At 56.8% G+C, this 24,445-nt stretch carries 22 protein-coding genes; 7 read left to right on the plus strand and 15 right to left on the minus strand.

What is annotated here, in order from left to right:
- Window positions 1–17: 17 nt before the first annotated feature.
- Window positions 18–368 (minus strand): hypothetical protein, encoded by a 351-nt coding sequence (locus tag MTX78_RS24160; protein WP_243803387.1) that lies wholly within the window; start codon window positions 366–368, stop codon window positions 18–20.
- A 133-nt stretch (window positions 369–501) separates the two neighbouring features.
- On the opposite strand from MTX78_RS24160, the gene MTX78_RS24165 reads away from it, so the two are divergent.
- Window positions 502–657, plus strand: coding sequence for a hypothetical protein (locus MTX78_RS24165; RefSeq protein WP_243803389.1), 156 nt, complete (start codon window positions 502–504; stop codon window positions 655–657).
- Window positions 658–797: 140 nt separating this feature from the next.
- On the opposite strand, the gene MTX78_RS24170 is transcribed toward MTX78_RS24165, so the two are convergent.
- Window positions 798–1,253, minus strand: a complete 456-nt coding sequence (locus tag MTX78_RS24170) for a VOC family protein (RefSeq protein ID WP_243803391.1) — start codon at window positions 1,251–1,253, stop codon at window positions 798–800.
- Between the two features lie 63 nt (window positions 1,254–1,316).
- Window positions 1,317–2,195 (minus strand): NAD(P)H-binding protein, encoded by an 879-nt coding sequence (locus tag MTX78_RS24175; protein ID WP_243803392.1) that lies wholly within the window; start codon window positions 2,193–2,195, stop codon window positions 1,317–1,319.
- Between the two features lie 188 nt (window positions 2,196–2,383).
- Between MTX78_RS24175 and MTX78_RS24180 the strand changes: the two genes are divergently transcribed.
- Window positions 2,384–3,010: a TetR/AcrR family transcriptional regulator gene (locus MTX78_RS24180; RefSeq protein ID WP_243803394.1), complete on the plus strand. Its 627-nt coding sequence runs from the start codon at window positions 2,384–2,386 to the stop codon at window positions 3,008–3,010.
- Between the two features lie 626 nt (window positions 3,011–3,636).
- On the opposite strand, the gene MTX78_RS24185 is transcribed toward MTX78_RS24180, so the two are convergent.
- Window positions 3,637–4,710 (minus strand): succinylglutamate desuccinylase/aspartoacylase family protein, encoded by a 1,074-nt coding sequence (locus MTX78_RS24185; protein ID WP_243803396.1) that lies wholly within the window; start codon window positions 4,708–4,710, stop codon window positions 3,637–3,639.
- 729 nt (window positions 4,711–5,439) lie between these two features.
- Between MTX78_RS24185 and MTX78_RS24190 the strand changes: the two genes are divergently transcribed.
- Complete coding sequence (locus MTX78_RS24190) at window positions 5,440–6,675, plus strand: M1 family aminopeptidase (RefSeq protein WP_243803397.1); 1,236 nt, start codon at window positions 5,440–5,442, stop codon at window positions 6,673–6,675.
- A gap of 268 nt (window positions 6,676–6,943) precedes the next feature.
- Window positions 6,944–7,159 (plus strand): hypothetical protein, encoded by a 216-nt coding sequence (locus MTX78_RS24195; RefSeq protein WP_243803398.1) that lies wholly within the window; start codon window positions 6,944–6,946, stop codon window positions 7,157–7,159.
- Between the two features lie 222 nt (window positions 7,160–7,381).
- Here MTX78_RS24195 and MTX78_RS24200 read toward each other — a convergent pair whose 3' ends face one another.
- From MTX78_RS24200 to MTX78_RS24220, 5 genes are all read right to left on the minus strand, one after another.
- Complete coding sequence (locus MTX78_RS24200) at window positions 7,382–7,795, minus strand: hypothetical protein (RefSeq protein ID WP_243803399.1); 414 nt, start codon at window positions 7,793–7,795, stop codon at window positions 7,382–7,384.
- A gap of 219 nt (window positions 7,796–8,014) precedes the next feature.
- Complete coding sequence (locus MTX78_RS24205; RefSeq protein ID WP_243803400.1) at window positions 8,015–9,250, minus strand: sensor histidine kinase; 1,236 nt, start codon at window positions 9,248–9,250, stop codon at window positions 8,015–8,017.
- Between the two features lie 7 nt (window positions 9,251–9,257).
- Window positions 9,258–9,704, minus strand: coding sequence for a response regulator (locus MTX78_RS24210; protein ID WP_243803401.1), 447 nt, complete (start codon window positions 9,702–9,704; stop codon window positions 9,258–9,260).
- A gap of 1 nt (window position 9,705) precedes the next feature.
- Window positions 9,706–12,021 carry an ATP-binding protein gene (locus MTX78_RS24215; protein WP_243803402.1) on the minus strand — a complete coding sequence of 772 codons (2,316 nt, stop codon included), beginning with the start codon at window positions 12,019–12,021 and terminating at the stop codon, window positions 9,706–9,708.
- Entirely contained in the window at window positions 12,003–12,572 is a 570-nt protein-coding gene (locus MTX78_RS24220; protein WP_243803403.1) for a biliverdin-producing heme oxygenase, read from the minus strand. Before MTX78_RS24220 ends, MTX78_RS24215 begins: the two co-directional genes overlap by 19 nt.
- 286 nt (window positions 12,573–12,858) lie before the next feature.
- Here MTX78_RS24220 and MTX78_RS24225 point away from each other — a divergent pair, with 286 nt between their 5' ends.
- Together MTX78_RS24225 and MTX78_RS24230 are read left to right on the plus strand one after the other, a co-directional pair.
- Window positions 12,859–13,644: an MBL fold metallo-hydrolase gene (locus MTX78_RS24225; RefSeq protein WP_243803404.1), complete on the plus strand. Its 786-nt coding sequence runs from the start codon at window positions 12,859–12,861 to the stop codon at window positions 13,642–13,644.
- Between the two features lie 230 nt (window positions 13,645–13,874).
- A complete protein-coding gene (locus MTX78_RS24230; protein ID WP_243803405.1) occupies window positions 13,875–14,183 on the plus strand; it encodes a hypothetical protein in 309 nt (102 codons plus the stop codon).
- 93 nt (window positions 14,184–14,276) lie between these two features.
- Here MTX78_RS24230 and MTX78_RS24235 read toward each other — a convergent pair whose 3' ends face one another.
- From MTX78_RS24235 to MTX78_RS24250, 4 genes are all read right to left on the minus strand, one after another.
- Window positions 14,277–16,652: a GH92 family glycosyl hydrolase gene (locus tag MTX78_RS24235; RefSeq protein WP_243803406.1), complete on the minus strand. Its 2,376-nt coding sequence runs from the start codon at window positions 16,650–16,652 to the stop codon at window positions 14,277–14,279.
- Between the two features lie 57 nt (window positions 16,653–16,709).
- Window positions 16,710–18,107, minus strand: a complete 1,398-nt coding sequence (locus tag MTX78_RS24240; protein ID WP_243803407.1) for a sugar porter family MFS transporter — start codon at window positions 18,105–18,107, stop codon at window positions 16,710–16,712.
- A gap of 137 nt (window positions 18,108–18,244) precedes the next feature.
- Window positions 18,245–19,045, minus strand: coding sequence for a DeoR/GlpR family DNA-binding transcription regulator (locus MTX78_RS24245; protein WP_243803408.1), 801 nt, complete (start codon window positions 19,043–19,045; stop codon window positions 18,245–18,247).
- Window positions 19,046–19,117: 72 nt separating this feature from the next.
- Window positions 19,118–20,887 carry a class I mannose-6-phosphate isomerase gene (locus MTX78_RS24250; protein ID WP_243803271.1) on the minus strand — a complete coding sequence of 590 codons (1,770 nt, stop codon included), beginning with the start codon at window positions 20,885–20,887 and terminating at the stop codon, window positions 19,118–19,120.
- Between the two features lie 359 nt (window positions 20,888–21,246).
- On the opposite strand from MTX78_RS24250, the gene MTX78_RS24255 reads away from it, so the two are divergent.
- Window positions 21,247–22,095 carry an N-acetylglucosamine kinase gene (locus MTX78_RS24255; RefSeq protein ID WP_243803272.1) on the plus strand — a complete coding sequence of 283 codons (849 nt, stop codon included), beginning with the start codon at window positions 21,247–21,249 and terminating at the stop codon, window positions 22,093–22,095.
- A gap of 68 nt (window positions 22,096–22,163) precedes the next feature.
- Here MTX78_RS24255 and MTX78_RS24260 read toward each other — a convergent pair whose 3' ends face one another.
- On the minus strand, window positions 22,164–23,201 hold the full coding sequence (locus MTX78_RS24260) for a bestrophin family protein (protein WP_243803274.1): 1,038 nt from the start codon (window positions 23,199–23,201) through the stop codon (window positions 22,164–22,166).
- A gap of 205 nt (window positions 23,202–23,406) precedes the next feature.
- Window positions 23,407–24,216: a helix-turn-helix domain-containing protein gene (locus MTX78_RS24265; RefSeq protein ID WP_243803276.1), complete on the minus strand. Its 810-nt coding sequence runs from the start codon at window positions 24,214–24,216 to the stop codon at window positions 23,407–23,409.
- Window positions 24,217–24,445 lie beyond the last annotated feature (229 nt).

Consider the following 24,445-nt stretch of genomic DNA (forward strand, 5'->3'; position numbering starts at 1 on the left):
TACAGCAGTACTGGGTGCTATTCCTTTCGGGCAGCGCTGCGGCCGCGTGGGAAAGCGGGGTCCTCGGCGGCGCGCAGGGTGGAATCCGGAACTTGCACCAACCGGCTGTCAATGAACCCTTTAGCGCTATGCTTGGGGAAAAGTTCGCCACCTGGTTTGGGAGCCACCGTGTAGAGGCCGTTGACGGCCCCGGCTTTTAAATCTAGCGTGTCGCCGCGCTTGGCGAACATGATGCGTGTATAGGCCGAGGTGTCGGGCTGCACGTAAATGGCGGCTTTCTCTGCTGTCACCACCACCGGGTACCGAAAGGTTTCTGTCTTGCCACAAGCTGATAGGGCCACCACGCAAAGCACTGCTAGTCGTTTCATAGCAGCCAATCTACGGCAAAGTCACGGACATTTTCACGTAGCAAGCTTGCGCCTTACGCCTATGAACTAGCCTGGCAACACAAGCATACAGCGCGACACAAGCAGGCCATACTGCCTACTTGTGTCGCGCTGTATGCTTGCAAAAGCACTTCGTATCGGCTCCAAACGCTCTTCCTTATCGTGCGCATGGAAGCGGCCTGGCCGCTGCTTGCCGGTAGCATTCAAAGACGAGCCCGAGCAGACGGTTACGGCCGCTGATTCGGCGGTGGCCCTGCCCGAGTTTTTATAAAACGTACTTACTCCGCAAGGCAAGTGGTATCAGCAGAAGGGCTTCCTAACCCATCGGCGTGAAGATCTGCACGAGTATTCCAGTTAGGACGCACGCCACAGAACCGGCTGGCTAGCCGCCGCTGGCAGGTGAGCACTAGGTTAGGCAATATCCTGAGCGAATTCTATAAGGTTGCCCATCGGGTCCGTTATGAAACCACAGCGTTTGCCAATCGGCGGCACATCAAACGGCCCCCGTACCGTAGGAATGCCACGCTGGTGTAGTGCCGCCAACGTTTGGTCCACGTTATCGACATCGAGGCAAAAATGCAGATACCCCGTTGTAGCTGGTTGAGCCGGCGCCGGTGTCTCGTTGGCCGATGTGTTACACAGTATTTCCAGCCAAAAGTTGTCGTCGGTGGCGGGGGCCAAGAAAGCCAGCTGCAAATGGCCCAGGTCCACTTGGCGAATCAACCGGAATTCAAGGTTTTCAACATACCAGTTGATGAGGCCCTCGAAGTCGGTGGTCCAGAGGCCAATGTGCCCCATGCGCATATCCTTGAACGGGCTGTGGATGTTCTTTTCCGGCAATGTGAGTGGGTTTATAGCAGCTTCCATGTCGAGTGTATTGTGTGGTGGTAAAGAGAGAAAGGGATGGGAGAAAGCAACTATGAATGCGGCCTAGAATGCCGCTGCAAACTCGTTGGCAAAGTCTTCGATTTTGACGTTGCCTAGCTGCCGGGGCGGGTTCTGTAGGTAGCCTTGCCGCATGGCGCCATTGTGGATGCTGGCTCCCAGCTCGACGTAGCTAGCGGCCAAGTGAGTTGGTAGGCCGCTCTGTTCCAGCCCTTGCTTCGTTTGGTCGTCAGATAGAGTTATCCATTTCAAATCAGGCCGGCCGATGGCTTGGCCCAGCACCCGCGCAATGTCGGTGGCCGTGCGCTCATCACTGGCCACGTAACGCACAGTTATACCCGTAGTAGTGGTGGTCAGTTCTTCGGCAGCAGCGGCGGCAATGTCCACGGGGGCGGCCAGTACCACCACGTCCTCGTCGCCGTAATTGGATGCAATAAAGCCGGCGTGCTTTATCATGCCCACGAAACCGTACAAGTTGTAGTAAAACGAACCCGCCCGCAGATGGGTAAGGGCCACGTCAGACAGCTCATTGAGAATGCCTTCCACTTGGTGCGACCCAAGAATGAAGCCCGTGCCTTCACTTAAATCTGCGCCCCAGCTGCTCAAGTGCACCACCCGCCGAACCCCCGCCCGCTGGATAGCCTGGGCGTAGCTGTGCCCCAGGCTACGATAGTAGGCCAGTACGTCGGGGGCACTCATAGCAGGTGGCACCATGGCGTACACGGAATCGGCACCAGTGAAGGTGGTGGTTAAAAAGTCCGGGTCTTCGAGAGAACCAATGGCGGCCCTTGCTCCTAGCGCCTCGATATCAGCGTGCCGATCCGGCTGGCTGCTGATAACCGTTACGGCGTGGCCTTGAGCAACTAAGGCTTGGGTGAGAGGCTTGCTAATGTGTCCTACTGAACCAGTTACAACGATTTTCATGTGGGATAAAACTGAATGAATTGAAATGCTGACACAAATATACTATACCGTATAGTATACTTAATGCTGTCCGGTAAAAAAGTTGGCGTACCAGTCTGATGAATGGCGCCCACGAAGGCCAATAGTGTGGATCCGGTGGGGAAATCCGATTTTTGCACTAGCCAGCGTAATGGAGCTAGATTGTCAACATGAAAGAAATAGTCAGACGCGGGCCCGAGTTGCGGACGCACATGCTACATGCTGCCAAGGCGGTGTTCTTGGAATCCGGCTTCGAGCGGGCATCCATGGACCGCATTGCGGCCCACGCTGGTACCACTAAGCGCACGCTGTACGCCCATTTCGTGCGCAAAGAAGACTTGTTTCTGGCCGTGTTTGATTTGGTGCTGGATTTGCAGCTCGACCACCTGCGCGAACCGGCCGACTACGCCCCCGACGTAGAGCAGGCGCTGGTGCTGTTTTGTGCCCGCTTCCTTGAAACCATCTTGTCCAGCAAACCCTTGCGCCTGTTCCGCCTTGCCATTACTGAAGCCGAGCGGTTTCCGCAAGGAGCAGTGCGCCTGCACGAGGCCATGTTCGAGAATGTGCAGGAGCGGGTGGCTCGGTTCCTGCAAGCCCAACTCAGCGTATCGGAGGCTGTGAGTGAGCAGCAAGCAGAGCAACTGCTAGCCCACTTGCTGTATCCGCGCTTCACCCGCGCCCTGTTCGGGGCCACCGAGCCAACGGCCACCGTTTCCGAGGAGTTGGGTGCCTGCCCCGCCGTGGACCTGCATGCTATTCGCCAGATAGTCGTGGCCCTAGTGCCGCCTACCACCTGAGTTCAATCCCACTAACTACTTTCTAGGTCTTTTGGCAACCAAGATGTGGCGGGCTGCCTCGCTGGCCAGGGCTACCGGTGCATAGAGCTAGGTCAGGCTTCCCCAAATCTTGGCCTTCCTCACTTACCCCCAATCCAACTGGTGGCTTTCGATAGTAAGTTAGATGTTGCCTGACACGGTAGTACTAGGAGCATAAGGACCACCCTACTAAAAGCAAAAACGCCCTGTCCTGTTGAGAGGCGGGCGTTTTGGTGCTAGAACAATCCTTACAGCCGGATCATATCATACTTAGTGTACACACCAAGAGAAAAGGCACTAAGCATGGAATTCATTGGAGCTCTAATGTATACATAAAGCTTCACTATTAGAAAAATTAAACTGAATTAATTTAATACAATCATTATAAAAAGAGCTACCGACCAAATTTCCGTTTTGTCTTGCTCTTATTAGCACAGTATTCGTCGCGGCCAGGAAGAAGAATGACTAGACTGGTGACACACTCTATGCACACCGTATTTAGCTGACAGATAACGACTTCTACAGCATGAAGCCACTATCAGTCAAGTTAAGAAAGCTAGTGCTATAGCTGCTACAACTGGTTTTGGCGCTTTTACCACAGATAAGGCCTACTTCCGTTGAGGCTCGCTCCGAGGCACATTCCCAATGCTGAACAGATTTTCGCCTACGGTGATAGGCGGAGTAGCCGTCATGTAGAGCACTACACCATCTACGGGAGCCACCACTTCCGCCACTTGATTGCCGAACAGGTCAGTGAGGTAGCCTAACTGCCGACCACGGTGAATCAGCTCGCCGGCTTTTACCTGCGAGAAGAAAAAGCCGGTGTGCGTGCTGGTGACGGTAGTGCGCTGCGTAATTAGCAACGACTGGGTGGCAGCAGTGGGTTGGGTGGCCGTCATGCCCAAATGAGTTAGCAGTCGGTGCAGGGCTTGCTTGATCTGCGCTACTGCCTCCGGCTCCGGCAACCCTAGGCGACCACACTCGATGTCGACGGCGGGGATGCCCCGCTTGATAGCTTCACGGGAGCAGTACACCCCTGGCTGGGCAGCTAGGGATGGTTCGTTGCCAAACTGTATCACGTACGGAAAGCCTAGCGCTACCGCCATTTGTCGGCCGGTTTCCGAGAGGGCGGGCGTATCAAAATAGTTGTAGTAGCCGGCGTAAGCCCGTAGATCGTCGAGGGCGTCGCCGGCGTGCACGTCCACGACGTGAGTGCAGCGCCCAATAACGTCGTTGCTCAGGCGCCAGGCCAGCCGCTCGGTGATGGTGCCGTCGGCTTTGCCGGGGAACACCCGGTTCAAGTTCTTGCTGTCCTGCGGGTTCAGGTGGATGCGACGGCCCAGGAAGCTAGGCACATTGGCCAGATGCACCAGCAGCACTGTGCCCTGCAACTCCGCTGGGTCGAGTTCGCGGGCCAGCTGCTGCGCGGCCAGAATCGGCGGATACTCGTAGCCGTGCACGCCCGCAATAACACCCAATACGGGCCCCGGACGGCGGCCGTGGAAAACCGTGACTGGCACCACGGTACTATCTCGCCCGTCCGTTATGTGCAGCAGCGTGGACACCTTCCGGCCGGGGGCCACCGACTGACCATTGAACACAAAAGCCTTCCTGGGCGCGGCTACTACGGAGCCGGCGAGCAGGAAGAAAGAAATGAAAAGCAACTGCAAATACTGGAGCATAGGTGTGGAAAAAACGAGGAAACTACGGCCATACAAGCCTGTAGCGAGAGCTGTTCGGTTGTGTCTACCTACTTGAGAGCGGCAGAATAGGTGGCGCAGACCTACTATACTTTGGCGCGCCGCTTGGTTGGCAAAACGGTCGTCTTGCCGGGGCCTTTACTCTAGCTTAACACTGAGTCCCTTGGCCATTTGCCAACCTTCCTGATCGGTGAGAATCAGAAAGTAATTATGCTGATGCGAGCGAAGACGCAACATAGTAGCCTCGAGCACTACCACCCGAACCAACGACACAAATAGCCACCATGCTGCAATTTTACCTTCTTTATGCACTCTGCTTACCCCTCTGATGAAAAGCGAAGGTACGCACAGTTGGGTATATGTAGCAATGTTGCATCTGCCGGATTCCCTATCTGTCCGCTTGAACAGCCTGCAGTTGGTCCTAGGTAGTTCAGGCAAATAACACTCGTCCGAAACTGAACACGTGTCCAGCAACGAACACATCAGCACCGGCTACTATCAGCTTTCTTTCCGATAAGCCACTCTAGATAAACACGTTATCGGTTTGGCACGCCAATAGCCCTCTACTGAGAGCAAACCACCTGGATTGTCCGGATTTGGACCACTCAGGTACCCCTACTTTTCCTTATGTATCCACGCGTTTTCCTGCTCATGCGGCCATTACCATTCTTGTCTTACCTACTGGTGTTATGCCTCTGCCCTTTTTGCTTGATGGGTGCAACTCCCAACACGGTGGTCGGCGCTCACCCCTCGTCCTCTGCCCTACCCCAGGTGCAGGTACACCTGCAAGTTGATCCGATAACCCACGCGTTTTCCTGCCGCTACCGCTTTGCCTTATCCGCAGCCGATACCACCACTCAGGTGCTGCTGCATCTGAATCGAGCCTTTACGCTGCACCGCGTGCGTAGTCCGCATGCCGTGCAGCAGCGAGTCACTATAGTTCCCTACGCCAGTGACACCGTGCGCCGCCTGCAGATACGCTATGCGTCCCGCTCACCCCGAGCGCGCTGGATTGAGCTCACGTATGCGGGCACCATGACCAAGGGCGAGTTCACCGACCATGTTACCGTCTTTAGCGGCCACAGCAATTGGCTTCCATTCCGGCCTTACGGCGAGTATGAGTTGGTGCAATACGAACTGACAGTGCAGGTGCCCCCCGATTATCAGGTACGCAGTACCGTGCCCGCTCACCGGCCCCGGCCTGGGCAGTGGGTGTTTCGCGGTACCACAAGTGCCATTGAACCCACCGCCCTAATTGCCCGACAATTCTACCAAACAGTTTCCACCACGGCATCCCCCATTACCTTGGTGAAAACAGGCGTGGCCTTCACTCGAGTGGACACGCTCCTGCTCCACCAGACCGAAGCTGTCGTCGCGTATTACAACCGCACCATCGGGCGGGAGGCCCCTATTAAGCAGTTCACTATTTTCCTGCCGGGTACCAACAACGCTGCTTATGGGCTGCTAGCCGACGCCACGGTAATCACCTACTCCACGTTCGACGTGACCGATAAACGGGATGCCTTGATAGTAGCCCACGAAATCAGCCACAAGTGGTGGGCTTACGGCTCGTTTCACGATGAAAACGGCTGGCTCAGCGAAGCATTTGCCACGTACTCAAGCCTGTTGTATATCCAAGCCCAGGGCGACGAAGCCGGGTATCAAGCAGAACTCGCACGCCTAGCGGAAACGGCGGCTGGGGCGCCTCCCCTGTGGGGCTTCAACCGCTACAAGCATCCCTTTCCAATGTATCGGCGCGTTATCTACAACAAAGGCACTGGCATCCTAGCTGCATTGCACCGCCGGGTAGGAACCGAGACGTTCCTGAAAATAATGGCCCAAACGGCGGCGCAAAAAACCAGCACCACGCTCGGTTTCCTGGCTACGGTGGACCAGATAGCCGGTTCAGAAACCAACGGTTGGTTGCTACAGGAATTAAAGCGCTAGCCTACTATAGTCCTAGGGGATGCCATAGCACTAGCACAGTATCCACGCATGTGCGTGTAGGTAGCATTAAGCAGTTGAAAGCCCTAGTATTTGCTAGGGCTTTCAACTGCTTAATGCCATCAGGGCTCAACAACAGACCTGCTAGCAAAAAGCACGTCTTTATAAAATGAAGTACAATTACTGCCACCTATGAAAATTACTAGATACAATAGCATCAATTTGTGGCGACGGTTTGCTATACTTACAATCTGCCTCTCACTCCTATTCTATGACCCCAACCACTACTCCTCTCCAGCCGAAAGGTTTGGGCATTCTTCAGCGGATCTTCCTCGGCATGACGATTTTCTTTGTGCTCGGCGTAGCCAACCAGCGGTATGGCCTCTTCAAGCCATCGTCTAGTCGGCCTCCTGCTGCTACCCCATTACACAAGTCACCCGCCAGTCCGGCTAAGCCCACCTTATTGCGGATACTAGCCGCAAGGTAGAACGAGGCTTTCCCGGACATAAAGCTGCTTGCATACGTTGAAGCCAATAGCTCAGTAGCCTTGATTGGGCAGCAGCATGCTGTTTTGCAACGGGCGGCTCTTGCTTTGCTTGCCTGGCACTTGCCGCTACAGCACGTTTTTCCGCATTATGCCACCAAGCAACCACCTGCTCCCGGACTTCAGTAGCCAGGAACCTGATTCGTTCGCGCCGAAACTACCAAGCTAGCAATTTAGCAGGTAAGCACGAGCTTCTGCCAGAGTTGCAAAAGCAGTGGATTCGTTTTGGTGTTTGCGCGCTTCAATCTGCATCTCGTGCACTGAGAGCCGGGCAATTACATCTTTGGCCATCCAAAAAACCGTACAGAGCGGCTGCGGTCGGGCAATTTTGCCACTATACCATTCGGCGGTCAGCATGGCCTTTTCGTCTTCCGACAGCGGTTTGATCTGATGCATGTCAATAAGGACACGGTGCCAATTACGGCGTAGCAGCAACTGCCCCAAATGAGTGAGCAACGCTCGTAATTCTATCAGTTGGCGCGGCACATCATGATAGTGCACAAAGGCGTAGCCATGGGGGTCTTCGGTGATGCGTCCAACCGCGTTTTCGAAGTAGACAGAGTGGCCGGTAGTAGGCATAGAAAAGTGGTTACCCAAAGCTACCGAAACCCCTCCAAAACAACATAGCAATGCCCCGAAGAACCAAGCTCCAGGGCATTATTATGGTGTTACGCTTGCCTTCTTCTTGCCGCTATGCCGTGCTACATACGCTATGTAGCGCAAGCTAGCAGGTGCTGCAACGAGGGCTATCTGTACCGAGCGCACTTCCGGTTCAGGCTCCACCTAAGTAGTTGGCGGCTACTGCACACTGCGCAAAAAAACCCGAAACGTAGTGCCTTCTCCTTGTTGGCTATCGACATCAATGTGGCCACCTTGGGCCTGAACTAGGCGGTTTACCAGAAACAAGCCGACCCCGGTGCCTGTGTTAGCCTGCGGGTGGAAACGGCGAAACAGCTGGAACAAGTCGTTACCGTGCTGTTGCAGGTCGATTCCGAGGCCGTTGTCCTGCACTTCCAACACGGGCTGATTCATGGCGAGGTAGCTCCGAATCTGTACTCGTGCCGTGCAGTCGGGGTGCCGATACTTAAGGGCGTTGCTCACTAGGTTAACCAGAATCGTGCGCAGGTTGCTACGGCCATAAGCTATTTCCGGTAGCGCAGAAAAATCCGCCTCGACAACCGCGTGGGCCGCTTGAATTTCAGGATGGAGCGTTTGTAAGACTTGCGCAGCTATATCCTCGAACGCCACCAGTTCAGTGGCTTGCTCGTTTGGCTGGCGGGCCACCTGCACCACATCGGCTAGGTCGGTGATGGTGGTAGTTAGCGCCCGCAACGACTCGTCGAATAGCCGCCACATCTGGGCAGCATCTGGGTCTGAAATAGTGGCCGCGCCGCGCAACTCCTCGAATAAGCCCCGCAGATTATTGGCCGGCTGCCGCAGGTCGTGGGACGCCGCGTACACGAAATTGTCTAAGTCGGCGTTGGTGCGGGCCAGCTCTTGGTTGGTGGATGCTAATTCCCGATTGGTTTGGGTGAGCAGCGTATTCTGCTGATGAATCTGCTGCCGCGCAGTGGTTAGCTCCTCCACGGAGGTTCGCAACTGGTAGTTGACGCTCTTCAGCTCTGCGTGATACTGCGCCATGTACTGCCGCCACTCGTTTTTCTCGATGGCGTGCACCACGGTTTTGCACAACAGTTCTTGGTCGAACTGCTGCTTCACCAGATAATCCAAGGCGCCGTTGTTGAGAGCTCCCACCGCAAGCTGCTCGCTGCCCCCCCCCGTAATCATGACCGCGCACAGGTTTTCCGGCGCCATCTTCTTGAGTTCGTGCAACAGCGTCAAGCCGTCCGTATCAAGCAAGTTGAAATCGAGCAGCACGCAATCCGGCTGCACGGCTTCAAACAGCGCCAGCGCCTCTTCTCCCGAAGCGGCCTCGTAGAGCTCCATTCGCTCATAATGCTGCTGTCTGCTTAAATACCGCTTGTAAAGTACCCGGTCGAGCTCGTTGTCATCAACGAGTAAAATCTTTTTCACTATGTAGCTAATTGGCAAACGGTAAGGTCGCCGCATCCAGCCAGTAGTGGATAGTCAGGCGAATTTTCTCTTCTAGGGCAGCGTACTCAATCGGTTTGGTTAGGTAGGTGTTAGCTCCTAACTCGTAGCAATCTTCAATGTCGCGCTCATTGGAAGACGTGCTGAAAATGATGACGGGAATGGAATGCAGCTGAGTGTCTTGCTTGATTTTGCCGAGCACCGTTCGCCCGTCGGTACCCGGTAAGTTCAGGTCGAGGAGCACGATGGCGGGCAGCGTCAGAGGCCATTCCGCGGCTTTGCCGTAGCCTTGCAAATATTCCAGGGCTTGGTCGCCGTCTTCGCAACGTAGCACCGGGTTGCGCAGGGCGTGCTTGCGGAAGGCACGGCTGATAGCCATGAAATCTTCGGCACTATCCTCCACAACGAGGATGGGTTTGAGTGGGAAAACAGACACTTTACAAGTGTTTAGAGAGCGAGAAATAAAAGGTAGCACCTTCCCCCTTGATCGATTCGACCCACAGGGCGCCGCCATGCTTTTCAACCATTTTTTTGACAATGGCTAAGCCAGCGCCCGTTCCTCCTCCGTATTTGTCTTGTGCGTGCAACCGCTTAAAGAGCTTGAAGATACTGGAGTGATGCTTGGGGTCTATGCCGATGCCGTTGTCGCGTACGTAAAAGACATGAAAATCGTCGAGGTTGACAAACTCTTTCTGCCCAGCTTCCTCGGTGGACACCGCCCCGACTTCCACCACTTTGTCGGGTCGGTCGCTGTAGCGCATCGCATTGGTTAGCAGATTGCTGAACACCTCACGTAGCCGCACTTGGTCGCCGCGGATGATGGGCAGCGGGTGCGCCACGTTCACGGTGGTGTTGGTTTGCTCGAAGCGTGGCGCCAGCAAGTCCACCACCTCAATCAGCAACTCGTTCATATCAATAACGTCCACTACCAACTCCTGCCGACCAACGCGGGATAGTTGCAGCAACGACTCGATTAGGCTCTCCATCCGCTGGCTCAACCGCACCAAGGTTTGCAGCTTGCTCACGCCCTCGGCGTCGAGCTGATCGGCATAGTCTTCGAGCAGAAACAGCGAGTAATTGTGAATCCCGCGCAGCGGCTCCTTTAAGTCATGGGAAGCCACGTAAGCAAAGGAGTCGAGCTCGTCGTTGCTGCGCTCCAGCTCGATGTTGAGTTGGCTCAGACGAGAGGCACGGGCCTGCAATTCGTTGAACACTTTCAGCCGTACGTCTGAGATGTGCAAGCGGATTTCCTTAGCGGCCTCAATCTCCATGGGTTTCCAAGGAGCAGAGGTGCTTTCCACCAACTGCTTCCACGCCTCGAACGACTGGCGAGGCGACAAAAACACTTGGCCGTCGGCCAAGACTTCGGCTTTGGTGTTCTGCCCAGCCCAGGTGACGGTTTGCACCACTTCGGGCCGAAACCAGAGCAGGTAGTTACCGGGCGCGTCGGCCAGCGAAACCGCCAGGATGCCGCTGGCTGTGGGCCGCAACGCCAAGCCTGCCGGGTTGTGCTGGACGTAGGAATCGGTGTGAAACACTTCCTGTGGGGCGTGCTCCTGCAACCAGGCCAGCAACTCCTGTACCTGCTCCTGGCTGGGCGTGTTGCCTAGCAAAATAACTTCCCCGTCGAAGCAGACCGCCGCACCTCCGCAGTCGAACACGTCCTGCACGGTAGGCCGCTGGCGGTAGAGCCCGTCTACGAAGTTGATGCTGCTCGATACGTGCTCAAGCAAGTGCACCTGCGTTTCGCGGATGCGCAGCTGGTACTCCTGCTCGTCGTACTGCTCTTTGGTTTTGATGAGGGCCGAAAACGTTTTGCCTAGAAACTGGCAAAGGTCGCGTAGCTCGTAGCCCACCAGCCGCGGGGTGCGGTGGTGGCACGTCACCATACCCCACAGCTTGCCCTCACGGATCAACGAAATGGTCATGGTGGCCGCCGAGCCCATGTTGTGCAGGTACTGCAAATGGATGGGCGACACGCTCCGCAGCACCGCGTACGTCATGTCGGGTGGGCGGTTGGTGGCCGGATTGTTGGCGGGTACCAGCCGGGCCGGCACGTACGACGCATTAGGAATAAAGCGGAGCCAGTTTTTCAGGTACATGGCCCGCGCCTGCTGCGGAATATCGGTGGCCGGATAGTGCAAGCCCAGCCACGGCTCCAAGTCTTCGTGCTTGGCTTCGGCAATAATTTCTCCGCTTTCATCACCAGCAAAGCGGTAGATAGCCACCCGGTCGAAGCCGGTGATGCGGCGTACCTGCTCCACGGTGTACTGGCAAAACTCAAGCACGCGCGTAGCGGACAGCATCTGCCCCAGCGCTTCGTTGAGCTGGCCCAGATCTAGAGCGTTGGTTGTTGCATCGGTTACCGGCTCGAACTCTGCCCACAGCAGCTGATCATGGCGGTGCAAGATGATTTTGAAGAACGGCTGACCAGCCACTTTATCGAGGCGCACGCCCAGCAGCTTGGGCGTTACGCCAAGCGTAGGGTATAAGTGCGCAATTGCTTCTACTTGGTCGGCCGAAAGCAGCTGTTCCAACCCTGCCCCGAGCAGGTCGGGCGCTGCAATGCCAAGCAGGGCCAACGTGTTTTCGCTGGCTTGCACGATCCGCAGCGTTTGCTCGTGCAAGCAAAGGAGGAAGCCGTAAGGCTGCACTGACCCAGGGATGTGAATGGGTTCCCGGTCGCAGTTGGTTAGGTTGATTTCGGAAGTCAGCAGGTGCTCGTCGGTGTAGCTCATTCGTGATTCAGCCAAGCATCTAAATGTTGAAACGTGCGGCGGGCCGACAACACGATTTCGTCTTGATTAATTTCCGTTGCCGCCTCACCTAACAGGTGGCAGAAGGATTTCCACATAAGGCCGGTTTGGTCGCCGTAGCCGCTGAAATAGGTGCGGGTGGAAATGCCTGCCTTGGCTAGTTGCCGCGCTAATACTTGCCCACCCAGCGTCGAGCCTTCGAGCACGTACAGGGCGCCAAGCAATTCGGGCCAGGTGCGCAGCGGTGGCATTGCGGGGCACAGTGGCAGGGCCCCAGAAGCAGTTGCAGCAGGCAGGTCCTCCAGAATTAGATGGGCCCGGTAGCGGCGTTCTATTTGCCACGCCGGGGGCCAGGTGTGCTGGCGGAGCTGCTCTTCGTACGGCACAAGAAAGCCGTACATCTTCCGCAGAAACCAGCTGGTAAGCTCGTAGGTTGGTAGGCCGGCTGCCAGAGCTTGGTTGAAACGGTTCTGCTCGAGGGCCTCGTGGTAAGGACGCGTTTCGGCACGCAAACGAAGTAGAATTTCAGTGGATAGCGGTGTAGTCATGCAAGCAGATGGCAAGGGCGATGCAATTTACAGCATGTGGCGGAGAGCAGCTTAACCAACCCAACGCACTTGCTTTCAGAAGTAGCCGATAGTGGCCGCCACGCGCAGCCACGCTAGTAACCTTGTTCTGCACGTGGCGGTTGCGGTAGGCCCTGTAAAAGCCGCACAAACTTGAACTTGTGCAAGACAACAAGGTTATTGTCCCGAATTTCAGTGGCCGCTCTTCCCATAGGCCACGTTACCGGAAAAAGCCGGCAGTCATTTTTATCCAACAGGCAAGACATCCATGAAATCCATCCTCCTTCTCACAGCCGCGTTAACTGCTGCTGTTCAGGCGCTGGCCCAAACCGCCAGCCCCGCCGCCAGTCCACGCGCCGCCGCCGACCAGATTGCCACTAAGAAAGGTCCGCTCACGGTGCAGCCGATTACGCATGGCAGCGTGGTGTTCACCTGGAGCGGCAAAACGATTTACGTGGACCCCTACGGCGGGGCAGAAGCCTATACCGGACTAGCTGCGCCCGACGTCGTTCTGATAACCGACATTCACGGCGACCACCTGGACCCGAAGACGCTGGCCGGCCTTTCAGTTGGCAAGGCGCTGCTGGTGGTCCCGAAAGCGGTGGCCGATCAGTTGCCGGCAGAGCACAAAGCGCACGTGCGCGTCCTCAACAACGGTCAGCGACTCGACACGCTCGGCATGAGCGTGTCGGCTGTTCCGATGTACAATTTGCCCGACGATGCCGACGCGAGGCACCCCAAAGGCCGGGGCAATGGCTACGTGCTGAACCTGGGCGGCAAAAACGTGTACCTATCCGGCGACACCGAAGACATTGCCGAGATGCGCGCCCTCAAGGGCATCGATGTGGCATTTGTGTGCATGAACCTGCCCTACACCATGGACGTGCAGCAGGCCGCACAGGGCGTACTGGCCTTTAAACCGGGTATCGTGTATCCGTACCACTACCGGGGCCAGAACGGCCTGAGCGACGTAGACGGCTTCAAGAAAAGCGTGAACTCGGCCAACAAGAAAATTGATGTTCGGCTGCGCAACTGGTATCCAGCAGCCAAGTAAGGCAACTCGACTACCAGCAACGCCCCGCTAAGCAGCTAGCTTAGCGGGGCGTTGCTGATGGTTGAAAGATTTAGAGCCGAATACCTAGCCATCCGCGTTGCAAAAGGCTAGGTGCTTGCCACTTCCTGTCTCGGCTTACCGTTACATAGTCGTGTCAACAAACACAGTAGGTTCACTTAAGATTGGGGCGGTTGCGCTAGGCGTTTCCTTCTTCCTTCCCACTGCTGCTTATGTCTGCTCGCGAGTCATTTGCTTGGAAAGCGTTGTACACAACGCTTGGCATGAATAGCGTCGGCTTGCTCACAATTGTGGGGTGCAATGTCCTGCACTGGTACTGTTTGGGCGTTGCCTATTATTTAAGTGGCGCGTTGTTTCTGGGCGTTCCGTTGTTTATCCTAACCCTATGGGGAGCCCCAGTCGGTACCTTCACTCACCCACGGCCACCCCGAGCCCAGCGCTACCGACGCCTGTTTTTCCTGAATCTGACACTCGTGGCTCTTGTGTTCCTGCCTGCGGGTATTGCCGTCTTCTTCGGCTAGCGTTGCGCCCCTGACGATACCACCAGACAAGCAAGCAAAGTACCGCCTTGGGGCTTGTGAACGGAAACCAGATAACACCGGAAGCAGGTTGGGTTACTGTGCGGAAGGCGGTGGAGTTTTCGTGCCCCAGGTTTTGTTGGGCTGGTTGCCCATGGTGAACACCAGCTTTCCGCCCTGCATCAGCTCGTCGCGGTACAGCCAGCAGTTGGCGAGAGGCTTGCCGTTCAGCGCTGCTGCCTGCACGTACCGGTTTTCTTTGGAGGTATTTTTGGCCTCGATAACCAGCTTTTTCTGGTTGCCTAGCTGAATAGTGGCTTTGCTGAAAATAGGGCTGCCTAACTCCACAATGGGCCGGGCATCGGTGAAACCCTTTACGTCGAACAAGCCCAGCGCACTGATGACGTACCACGAGCCCAATTGCCCCTGGTCTTCGTCTTGCCCGTACCCGTAGCCGTGAATGGGCTCGGTGCCGTAAAAATCGTCGCAAATCTGGCGGGTCCATTTTTGGGTTAGCCAGGGCTGACCCGAAAAGTTGAACAGCCAGCTAATGTGCAGGCAAGGCTGGTTGCCATGGTTGTAGATGGCCTTGATGCCAGCAAAAGCATCTATTTCTTTGCCGCCGCCGAAGCCCGTTTTGGCCGAGGCCGTGAAGAGACTGTCGAGGCGGTTGTTGAACTTGTCTTGGCCCAGCGCGGCAATAAGGCCGGCCGGGTTTTGCGGTACGTAAAAAGTGTACTGCATGGCGTTGCCTTCCTGGAAGCCGCGCCACGGCTCGAACGGGTTGAAGTTGCCCACGAACGTGCCATCGGCCAACTTGGGCTGCATGAGTTTGTTTTGCGGGTTCAGGATGGTTTTCCAGCCGTTGGAGAGCTTGAGCAATTGCGCGTAATCTGCCTTTTTACCCAAGGATTTGGCCATCTGGGCGGCGGCGAAGGCACTGAAGCTGTACTCCAAAGTGTGGGAGTTGGCGAAGTACGCCCCCGTAGAATCGGTTTTGTACCAGACGCCTTTGTCTTCCTTATAAGCTTCTTTGAAAGGCACGTAGCCGTACTGGGTGAAAGCCTTCACATCCATCTTGCCCGAGCCAAACGAGCGGTGGCGCCAGTTCAGCTCGTTGGCGCGCACGGCCTGGTAGGCGAGGTTCACATCGTAGTTGCGGATGCCGACCTGGTAGGCCGCCGCCACGGCCAGCCCCACAAAATTGGTCCCGACCCCCGATACAAACTCGCTGTTCGCCAACCCGTCCCCAAACCAGCCCTTGTCGCGGTACACTTGCAGCTGGGTGTTCACGTAGTTGCCGTACCACTCGGGGTAGGATAGCGCCCACAGCTGCGTCAGGTTCCAGTAGCCACCCCAGATGGCATCGGTATTCATGAACTCGGGCTTGGGGCCGGGGCCGCTGGCCGTTAGTTGGCCTATGCGGCCGCCGTGCTGCGGGTAGGCGCCATTCACGTCGCTGGCAATGCCGCGCCCAAGCAGGGCATGAAACAGGCCGGTGTAGAACTTAACCTTGTTTTGCTCATCGGGGCCTTCCACCGTTAGTTTACTTAGCTCACGCTGCCACGTAGCTTGGGCGGCGGTGCGAGCCTGGTCGAAGGTTAGGCTACGGGCTTCCGCCAGCAGGTTGGCCTTGGCATTGGCAACTGACGTGTACGAGAGGCCCACCTTCAGCTCGATTTTTTCCTGCGCACTGGTTTGATAGTTAAGCACCAACCCCGCGCCCTTGCCTGTGGCCGAACTTGTTTGTGCCTGCGTGCCTGCGGCCGTGAAGGCCCCTACACTGGCGGGCTGCTTGCTGATTTCGCCGAAGAAGTACATGGTCACCTTGCCCTCCGGGTCGTAGGTTTGCACGTATTTGGGGTAGGTGCTCACAAAGCCCTCCACGTGCGTGGCGTCCACCATCCGAATGCTGGCATCCGTCACTTCCCCACTCTCGCCTTGCTTGTTGCCGATGTCGAGGATGATGTGGGCTTGGTTGTTTTTAGGAAACGTATAGCGGTGAAAGCCAACCCGCTTGGTGGCGGTTAGCTCGGCCGTGATGCCGTAGTCGTCGAGCAGCACGCGGTAGTAGCCTGGTTCGGCCACCTGGTTTTTCCGGTCGAAGCGCGAGCGGTAGCCGGAGTCCGGCTTGTCAAGGTCGCCGGGCTTCACGCGTAGTTCGCCCGTGGTGGGCATAAAGCTTACGCCCCCCACCTGCCACTCATGGAAATGCACGAATCCTTCAATGGAATTCTGCCGGGTGTCGTAGCCCACAGCTTCCCAGCCCGAGGGGTTGCCGTAGTGGCCATTGGTGGAGGGCGCCAGCTTGGCCATGCCGTAGGGCACGGCCGCGGGCGTGTAGAAAAACCAGCGGCTGTGCGCCGTACCGATGTTGGGGTTCACGTACTTCAGCACGCTTTGCGCACGAGACTCGCCCACTGCCAGAAGCAGTACCAGGGGCAAAACGCTGGCAGTGAAAGTCAGCTTCATAAAACGATTTTAAGTGATACAGTGCCCTAGCACAATCCGTAAGTAGACGCTGATTGGCTACTGCCAGCTCCGCTCGATTTCTTCCAAGGTTCGACCTTTTGTTTCGGGTACGGCCCGCCACACAAACCCAAAGGTGAGAGCCGAAAGCACCGCGTAAAGCCCAAACGCGCCGCTTAGTCCGGCGGCTTTCACCAACGACAGGAAAGTGAACGAGATGAAGGTGCAGGCTATCCAGAGCGCAACCGTGGCCAGCGAGGCGGCCCGCCCGCGCACCGCATTCGGGAAAATCTCGGTAATCACAACCCACACGCCCGGTCCTAGCCCCACCGCGAAACAGGCCACGTACAGCATGATAAGCCCCAGCAACCATGGCCCCGGCGCGTGCAGTTGCAACGCCACCACCAGCGCGCCCAGCGCCAGCGCCATGCCTCCCGAAGCCACAAGCAACAACGGCTTACGTCCTACCCGGTCGATGATGAACAGCGCCACAATAGTGCCCGCGAAGTTGATGCCCCCGATGAGGGCGTTGGCGCCAATAGCCGACGCAGCACTTTGCCCACTATGCTCGGTGAAAATGATCGAGCCGTAGTACAGGATGGTATTGATGCCCGTAATCTGCTGCAACACCGCCAGTACCACCGCGATACGCAACGGTTGGCGCAGGCGCGGCTGGTATAAGTTGGCTTCTTCGCCGCGCTCGGCTACCAGGGCAGCCTGAATTTCGGCGGCTTCGGTGGCGGCGGCCACGGGGCCGTTGAGGCGGGTGAGCGTACCCAGCGCCTCAGCGTCACGCCCCCGGCCTAGCAGCCAGCGCGGACTTTCGGGCACTAGCAGCAGCGTGACCATGAAGAGCACCGAAGGCAAGGCTGCCGACGCAAACATCCACCGCCACGACGCCACGCCCAGATCGGCCAGGTAATAGCTAGCAACGTAAGCCAAAAGAATACCCGTGACGATGGCCAATTGGTTGAGAGTCACTAACTGCCCGCGAATGCGAGCCGGGGCAATTTCGGCGATGTAGAGCGGCACCAGCAACGAAGCCACCCCGATAGCCAAGCCACCTGCTAGCCGCGCCACCACAAACTCGGTGAGCGTGCGCGGCACCGCCGCGGCCAGCGCCGAAAGCGTGAACAGCGCCGCCGCCCCAAACAGCAACCGGCGGCGCCCGTATCGGTCGGTGAGCCAGCCGGCGAGGGCAGCACCAGCCACCGCTCCAAACAAGATGCTGCTGGCGGCCAACTCGGTTTGCGAATCAGTTAAGTTGAAATCCTTTTTCAGAAAGATCAAGGCGCCGTTGATAATGGCCGTGTCGAAACCGAAAAGCAGCCCGCCCAGCGCCGCCACAACCGCAATCAAGTAAACATAGCCCGCCTTGCCGGTTGAGTTGGCATCGGGGGTGTGCGGTCCAGCACTAGGTTCGCGCGGGATGGGACTCGGGGAAGCGTGCGGAGGCATAGTACGAGGTAGTAAGAGCGGTAAGAATCAAGTATAAAAGCAGGGTATCTTCTGACGGGCCCGCCTACTCTCAAGGCACACCTATCCTTCCCTGGCTGGAGGCAAGCCAAGCAATTGGGGATTCGCGCCGCCAGGTATCACACCAGCAACACGTCTATTCCGAGCTGGCGAAAGGGAGCTACTTGCTCTTCGGTGGCGCCGGTGTCGGTGATGAGCTGATGCACTTCGGTGGTGGGGCAGATAAGCGAGGTAGCAACTGTGCCGAGCTTGGTATAGTCGGCCACTACAATGCGGCGCTTGGCCTGGCGTATCATCACTTGAATTACAGCGGCTTCCTCGGGGTGCAGGGAGGTCAGGCCCTTCTGGGCGTCGATGCCATTGACGCCGATAAAGACCTTATCTACAAAGAACTGGCTGAGCGCCTGCGTGGTGGCGGGCCCTACCAGCGAAAACCAGCCGCCCGTCAGAAAGCCCCCCGTCACGAACACGCGCACATCGTGGCGGTGGCTTAGTTCCATGGCCACGTTCACGGTGTTGGTGACAACCGTCACGTTGGCTTCCGAGCGGAGGCTACGCGTGACTTGCGTGGTGGTGGTGCCGGCCGTGAGGGATATGGTTTCGCCGGATTGGATGAGCGCCGCGGCGGCCAGCCCGATGCGGCGCTTCTCGGCTAGGTTGCGGTCTATCTGGTCGTGAAAACTGGAATTATACCGAAAGGGCTCGTAGAGTAGCGGTTCGCGGGGTACGGCGCCGCCGTGCGTGCGCCGTAAGCGGCCCTGCTGCTCTAGCTCCATTAAGTCGCGCCGCACAGTCACCACCGATACGCCAAACAACGTGGCCAGTTCCTCAACAGCCACAGTGCCGGTGTGCAACAGCTTTTCCACAATGGTTTGGGCGCGGACCGCCGCGGCGTTGTCGGGAGTTAGGAAATCAGACATTGGGTTGAGCGGGTTTACAAGTGGCTTTCCAAGTGAAGTTAGCCACCTACCTGTGGCCTGGCTGTTCTACGACTAGGTGCGCACGTACGCTTTCATAGTGGCGCACTCCGTACCGACCGCCGAACCGTGGGGCCGAATGGTGTAGGCGCCTACCGCCGCCGGCACAATAAACGTTTCCGCATAATGCACCACAAAAGGCTCGAAAGCACCGTTTGGGCTTTCAACGAGGGCTTCCGTGCCCTGCACCAGGTTGAGCACCTGCACGCCGCCGTGCGTATGATGCGGCACCACGTCCGTAAACCAGTGGCGGCGCGTCTCGATAAATTCCCGCTCGTGTAACCCCGTGCGCTCTTCGCGCCAGCCGGGGCCACTGCCCACGGGTTCCACTTGGTTGACGAGGTGCTGCGTTACCCAAGCGGTGGTGCGGTCGGGCACGATGTTGGCCGCGCCGTGCTCGAGGTGGATGGGCCGGGGCCGGCCGTCGAGCCCAAGACGCGCCCAATCCCAGAGCTTGAAGGTGAAAATGTAAGGGGTAGCTGAAATTTCCAGCACCATGGCATTGGCCCCCGAGCAGTGAATGGTACCGGCCGGAATCAGAAAGTGGTCGTGTGGGCGCGCCGGAAACTCGTTGACGTACTTGGCCGCAGGAAAAGGAACGGCATTGTCTTGCTGAGCGCGCTGTAACTCCTCCAGCATAGTCGGGAAATCCACTTTTTCCTTCAGGCCCAGATACACCACCGCGTCTGGTTTGGCGTCCAGCATGTAGTAGCTCTCGTCTTGCGTGTAAGCCAGGCCAAACTTGTCTTGCGCGTACTCGGTGAGTGGGTGCACTTGCAGCGAAAGGTTGCCGCCGCCCATGGTATCAAGAAAGTCGAAACGGATAGGAAACTCGGTCCCGAACCGCCCGTGCACCGCCTCCCCTAGTAACTCGCGAGGATGCGCAAAAACCAAGTTGATGCTCGGAATTTCCACGCGTGCCTCGCCAAAACCCAGTAGCAGCGAGTTTTCTTCGGGCACGCAGTCGAAGCCCCAGGCGTAGTTCGCTGGGCCCTCGGGCAAGTCACAGACTTCGCGCAGCCATTGCCCACCCCAGGGGCCGGGGTCGAAAAAGGGCACCACCCGGAACGGGCGCCGCACGGCCGCCGCCAGCCCGGCCCGCAGGTCGGCCCCGCGGACAAGTTTGGGGGCAGCAGGGCCGTTGGTATCGAGCAGGAAGTCGGCGCGGGGCAGCACCTGCTTTTTCAAGCGGTCGGCGGCTCGCCAATCCACAAAAAAAGCGCGCTTGTACTTCAGGCTGGCCTTCTCACCGAAGTTGGTACTGCCTAAGTTGGCAATTTCGTTGCGCCGCTGCCGCAGCTGGATTTCCCAACGAGCCAAGTCGGCGTACACTACCACGGCAGGAGTTGGATGCACTAAGGTGGCCCCGGTGCCCACTATCACCACCAACTTACCCGCAGCCACAGCCAGTGTTTCTTGCGCTTGTTGGAGTTGCTGCGGGTTGAAAAAATCGGCAACGGTCAGCCCGTTGAGCCGGCCAAACACGGGGTCGTCGGTGAGCGGGCCGGCCACTAGCGCGTCAATTTCAGCAGGAAGCTGGTACAAGTCGTCGGCTACTAGGCACAGGGCTGGCTGCAAGGCTTGCGTTAGTTCTTGCTGTAGCTGCTTTAGGTTGGTGCCGGGGTAGCATTCCACGGCTAGTACCAGTGGGTGGGTGGGGACAGTCGGTGCTGCTTGCAGCGCTTTTTGCAACGCTCCCACAATGGCAGGCCACCCGATTTGGCAAGCATCAGCCTCTGCCGCTACCAGCACGAAGGGAAACTTGTCGTAGTTGGAGGAGCGCATAGGGCCAGTGGTTGGGAGGTAAGACAAAAGGGTGGTACTGCCCTATGTGTAACAAGGCTAAGCTTCCGGGGCTGGGTTCACTGACCCCATCTGCTGGTAGGAGCTTTTGCACCGCTACACGTGAGGTATCGGCCAAGGGTTTGCACTAGCTACTCCTATCACGAGAAGTGGTGAGCAGCTGTGTTTGCAAATATTGACATTAAAAATGTTCGTTTCATAACAAAACGAAAATAAATTCTTTTTATTTGTCTCACCACTGTAAGCGCTCAACTGCTAGTCTAGAGTTAGGAGCTAGGAAAGCAGCTACTTCGTTAAGCCCGCCCAGGTGGCGTCCATCCCCTTTATCTTACCGTTGTTCTATGATTCTGATAGCTGATGGCGGCTCTACCAAGACCACATGGTGCGTAGTGGAAGCTCACACGTCTCGCTCCTTCTTCCACACGGAAGGCTACAACCCAGAATTCATTGACACGCTGGGTATTATCGCCTCGTTGCAGCAAAACTTACCCACAACCCTGGCCACGGCTGCCATAACGGAAGTGCACTACTACGGTGCTAGCGTGGTGTCGGCGCTACAAGTCGCGACGGTGGTGAATGCTATGCAGGCGGTGTTCACGCAAGCCCGCGTGTTTGTGGGCCACGACTTGCTAGCGGCAGCGCGGGCCTTGTTGGGACAAGAGCCGGGGTTTGCGGCTATTCTAGGCACGGGCACCAACTCGTGCGTGTACGATGGAGCGCGCATTACGCACAACGTAGACTCGCTGGGCTATTTTTTGGGCGACGAAGGCAGCGGCGCTTTCCTTGGCAAAGCGTTGCTGCGCGACTACTTGCGCGGGCAGATGCCCGCCCGCCTGGAAGGGGAATTTCGTACGACGTACAACATGGAGCGCGAGGCAATTATGGATCGGCTCTATAACCACCCTTTTCCGAACCGCTTCGTGGCCAGCTTCGCCAAGTTCGCCTACGACCACAGCAGCGCAACCTATTGCCAGCAACTGGTAGCGGAAGCATTCGACCTGTTTTTCCGAAATATCATCACTCAGTATCCCGCTTACCAGGCCTATACCTTCAACTGCGTGGGGTCGGTGGGGTATAGCTTCCGCGATGCACTAACCCAGGTAGCCACTGCGCACGGCATGGCAGTCGGCAAAATCATCCGCGCGCCCATCGACGACTTGGTTTCCTATCATCTGGCCGCTGTCAGCTAACCCGTTGAACACGGCCAAGCTCCAGTACGAACGTAGCCGTACTGGAAGCTGAAAGCTGCGCAACCTGCTTACAATAGCACGTGCTTAACGGGTTGAATGGGGCTAGGCAGGTCCGTTTCGCCTAGCTGCTGCAGCAAGTCGATTTCGATACTGCGGCTCAAGGCCAGCATGGGCACGTCGTTGGAGAGTCCTTCGAACGGGTTTTCCGAGTAGTCGCCAACCAGCTCCATCACCACGTACACCCAGCTAATCAGCACTACAAAGGGCACGGCCACCCAGATGCCATTGTCGCCCATTTTGATGAATTCCGAGAAAAACCCAAACGGGAGCATAGCAATGAAGATGCAAACCATCATAAAGCCAACGCTGGCAAACTGACGCGGAAAGGGCGTTTTTTTGATCCGCTCGGCTTTGCCCTGGTGCTCATAGAAATCGTTGAGAATACTCTGCAAAGCAATGTGCTCGACGTCGCCGAGGTGGCCGGCTTTGCGTAGGCGCGCCAGGTGTTGGGACTGTTTGTCGATGAGCTGAGCGGCCGCATTCTTATAGGTGGGCAGCGCTTCCTGCTCTGCCGGCGACAGATACCGTTGCACCCGGTTGTTGGTGATGTCTTCCCCAAACAGCCCCAGCCCAATTTTTTGCAGCTTTTGCTGGGCATCCTGCCCGTAAAAACCAGGCTGGCTGACGTGCTCCCACGTGGTGGGTTCCAGCAGTTGCCGCCGTAGCAGGTAGAGCCACGCAATTTGCCGGTAGATTATCACCCGTTTGGCCTCGGTTAGTGCTTCTGCAGGGGTGGTGCCTTCTGCCGCCGATACCACAAACGCGTTGACGTTGGAGCCCCAGGTGCGCGAACTATTCACGATACCGCCCCACACGGTTCGGGCTTCCCAGAGGCGGTCATATGCTTGGTTGTTTTTGAAGCCCACGTAAAACGTGACGGCCGTGCCAATCAAGGAAAGTGGCAGCCAAGGAATACTGAACTGGTGCAACGCGGTGTACCGGTAGAGCACCGCAATAAGCAGCGTATAGGGCACAAGCCAAGCCAAGTGCTTGCCTGAGTTAAAGAAAGCTGTTTCCGTGAGGCTATAATTCTTTTTAACGTACATGCGGTAAGTGTTATATAAAGTGCGTTTGCTTTATGCTGTTACTTCATGCCGCCAGCCTAAGCGCCTTGTCGTTTTCGAGCGCACCTAAACTAAGCGTAATGGTTCTGCTTTCTACCAAAGGCCCGACAGCAGAACAGGCAAGGCTGTATAGCCGAGTTAACTGACCGACCCAACCCGAAGTGCCTGCGTTTCCGTGAGGAAATCCTCAGGATGCTGCCAGTTGTGAGGGAGAATAGCCGAACTGCTTTTTGAAGGCGTGCGAAAAATGCGAAAGGTTTTCAAAGCCCGTTTCGTAGCACACGTCCGTTGGTTTCTTGCGTTGCTCAGTTAGCTGGTAGTGCGCCAACTCCAACCGCTTGTGCGTGAGCCAGCGTTGCGGGGTGGTGTCGAATGCTTTTTTAAAGTCCCGCTTAAACGTGGTCAGGCTGCGGCCGGTGAGCTGGCCGAAGGTTTCGGCTGGCATGTTGAACATGTAATTCTTTTCCATGAAGCTGATAAGGTCAACTTTATGAGGATCATCAAAATTGGCGAGCAGGCTGTCCAGATCCGGCTCCAGGGTACGCAAGATGCTGATGGCCTCCGTAATCTTCAGGGCAGCTAGTTCCGGCGGGAAAGGCCCTTCCACCGCAAAGTAGGGCACCAGCGAAGCCAGGCAACTTTCCAGGAGCGGATGCCGCCGAAAGCTGCGGATTTTGGCGACGGGCCCACTACCTGCTTTCACGGCCAAGCGACTGTAAAAATTGCGTAACCTGTCGGTGGTCAGGGTCATAACCACGGTTTTGTGGGGCAAGCCGTCTTTGGGGTAATTGAGAATAGTGGCCGGCTGATTTCGCGGAATCAGGAAAATGTCGCCGGTTTGGAAGTGGTGCACACCTTCGGCCTGCACAATCTTGGTACGCCCGGAGATAAACCAGATGAGCATGTGGTGTTCGAATACCACATCTGATTTAAAGAAGTGGTCTTCATAGCAAGAGAGCTTGATTTCCGGGGTCAGGTAAGTTGATTCGTGTTTCATGGTGCAGTGTCACCGGGTTGAGTTTCGGCGGATTACCAAGCAGCGGGCGAACCAATGCACCAGCAGCTTGCAATTCGATTGCGGCCGGAGAACTACCGCCCTGCTCCGGGCACGTAGGGCGTTTGCAGCCAAGCCAGGCTCCGGCCAATTTAAACACTATCTTGATTGACTACCGTTAATCAGCAGTGCGACACCTGTACTAAAGTTGCGTCTTCGTTGAGCAAAAAGG

It is taken from the genome of Hymenobacter tibetensis (assembly GCF_022827545.1).
Taxonomy (GTDB): Bacteria; Bacteroidota; Bacteroidia; order Cytophagales; family Hymenobacteraceae; genus Hymenobacter; species Hymenobacter tibetensis.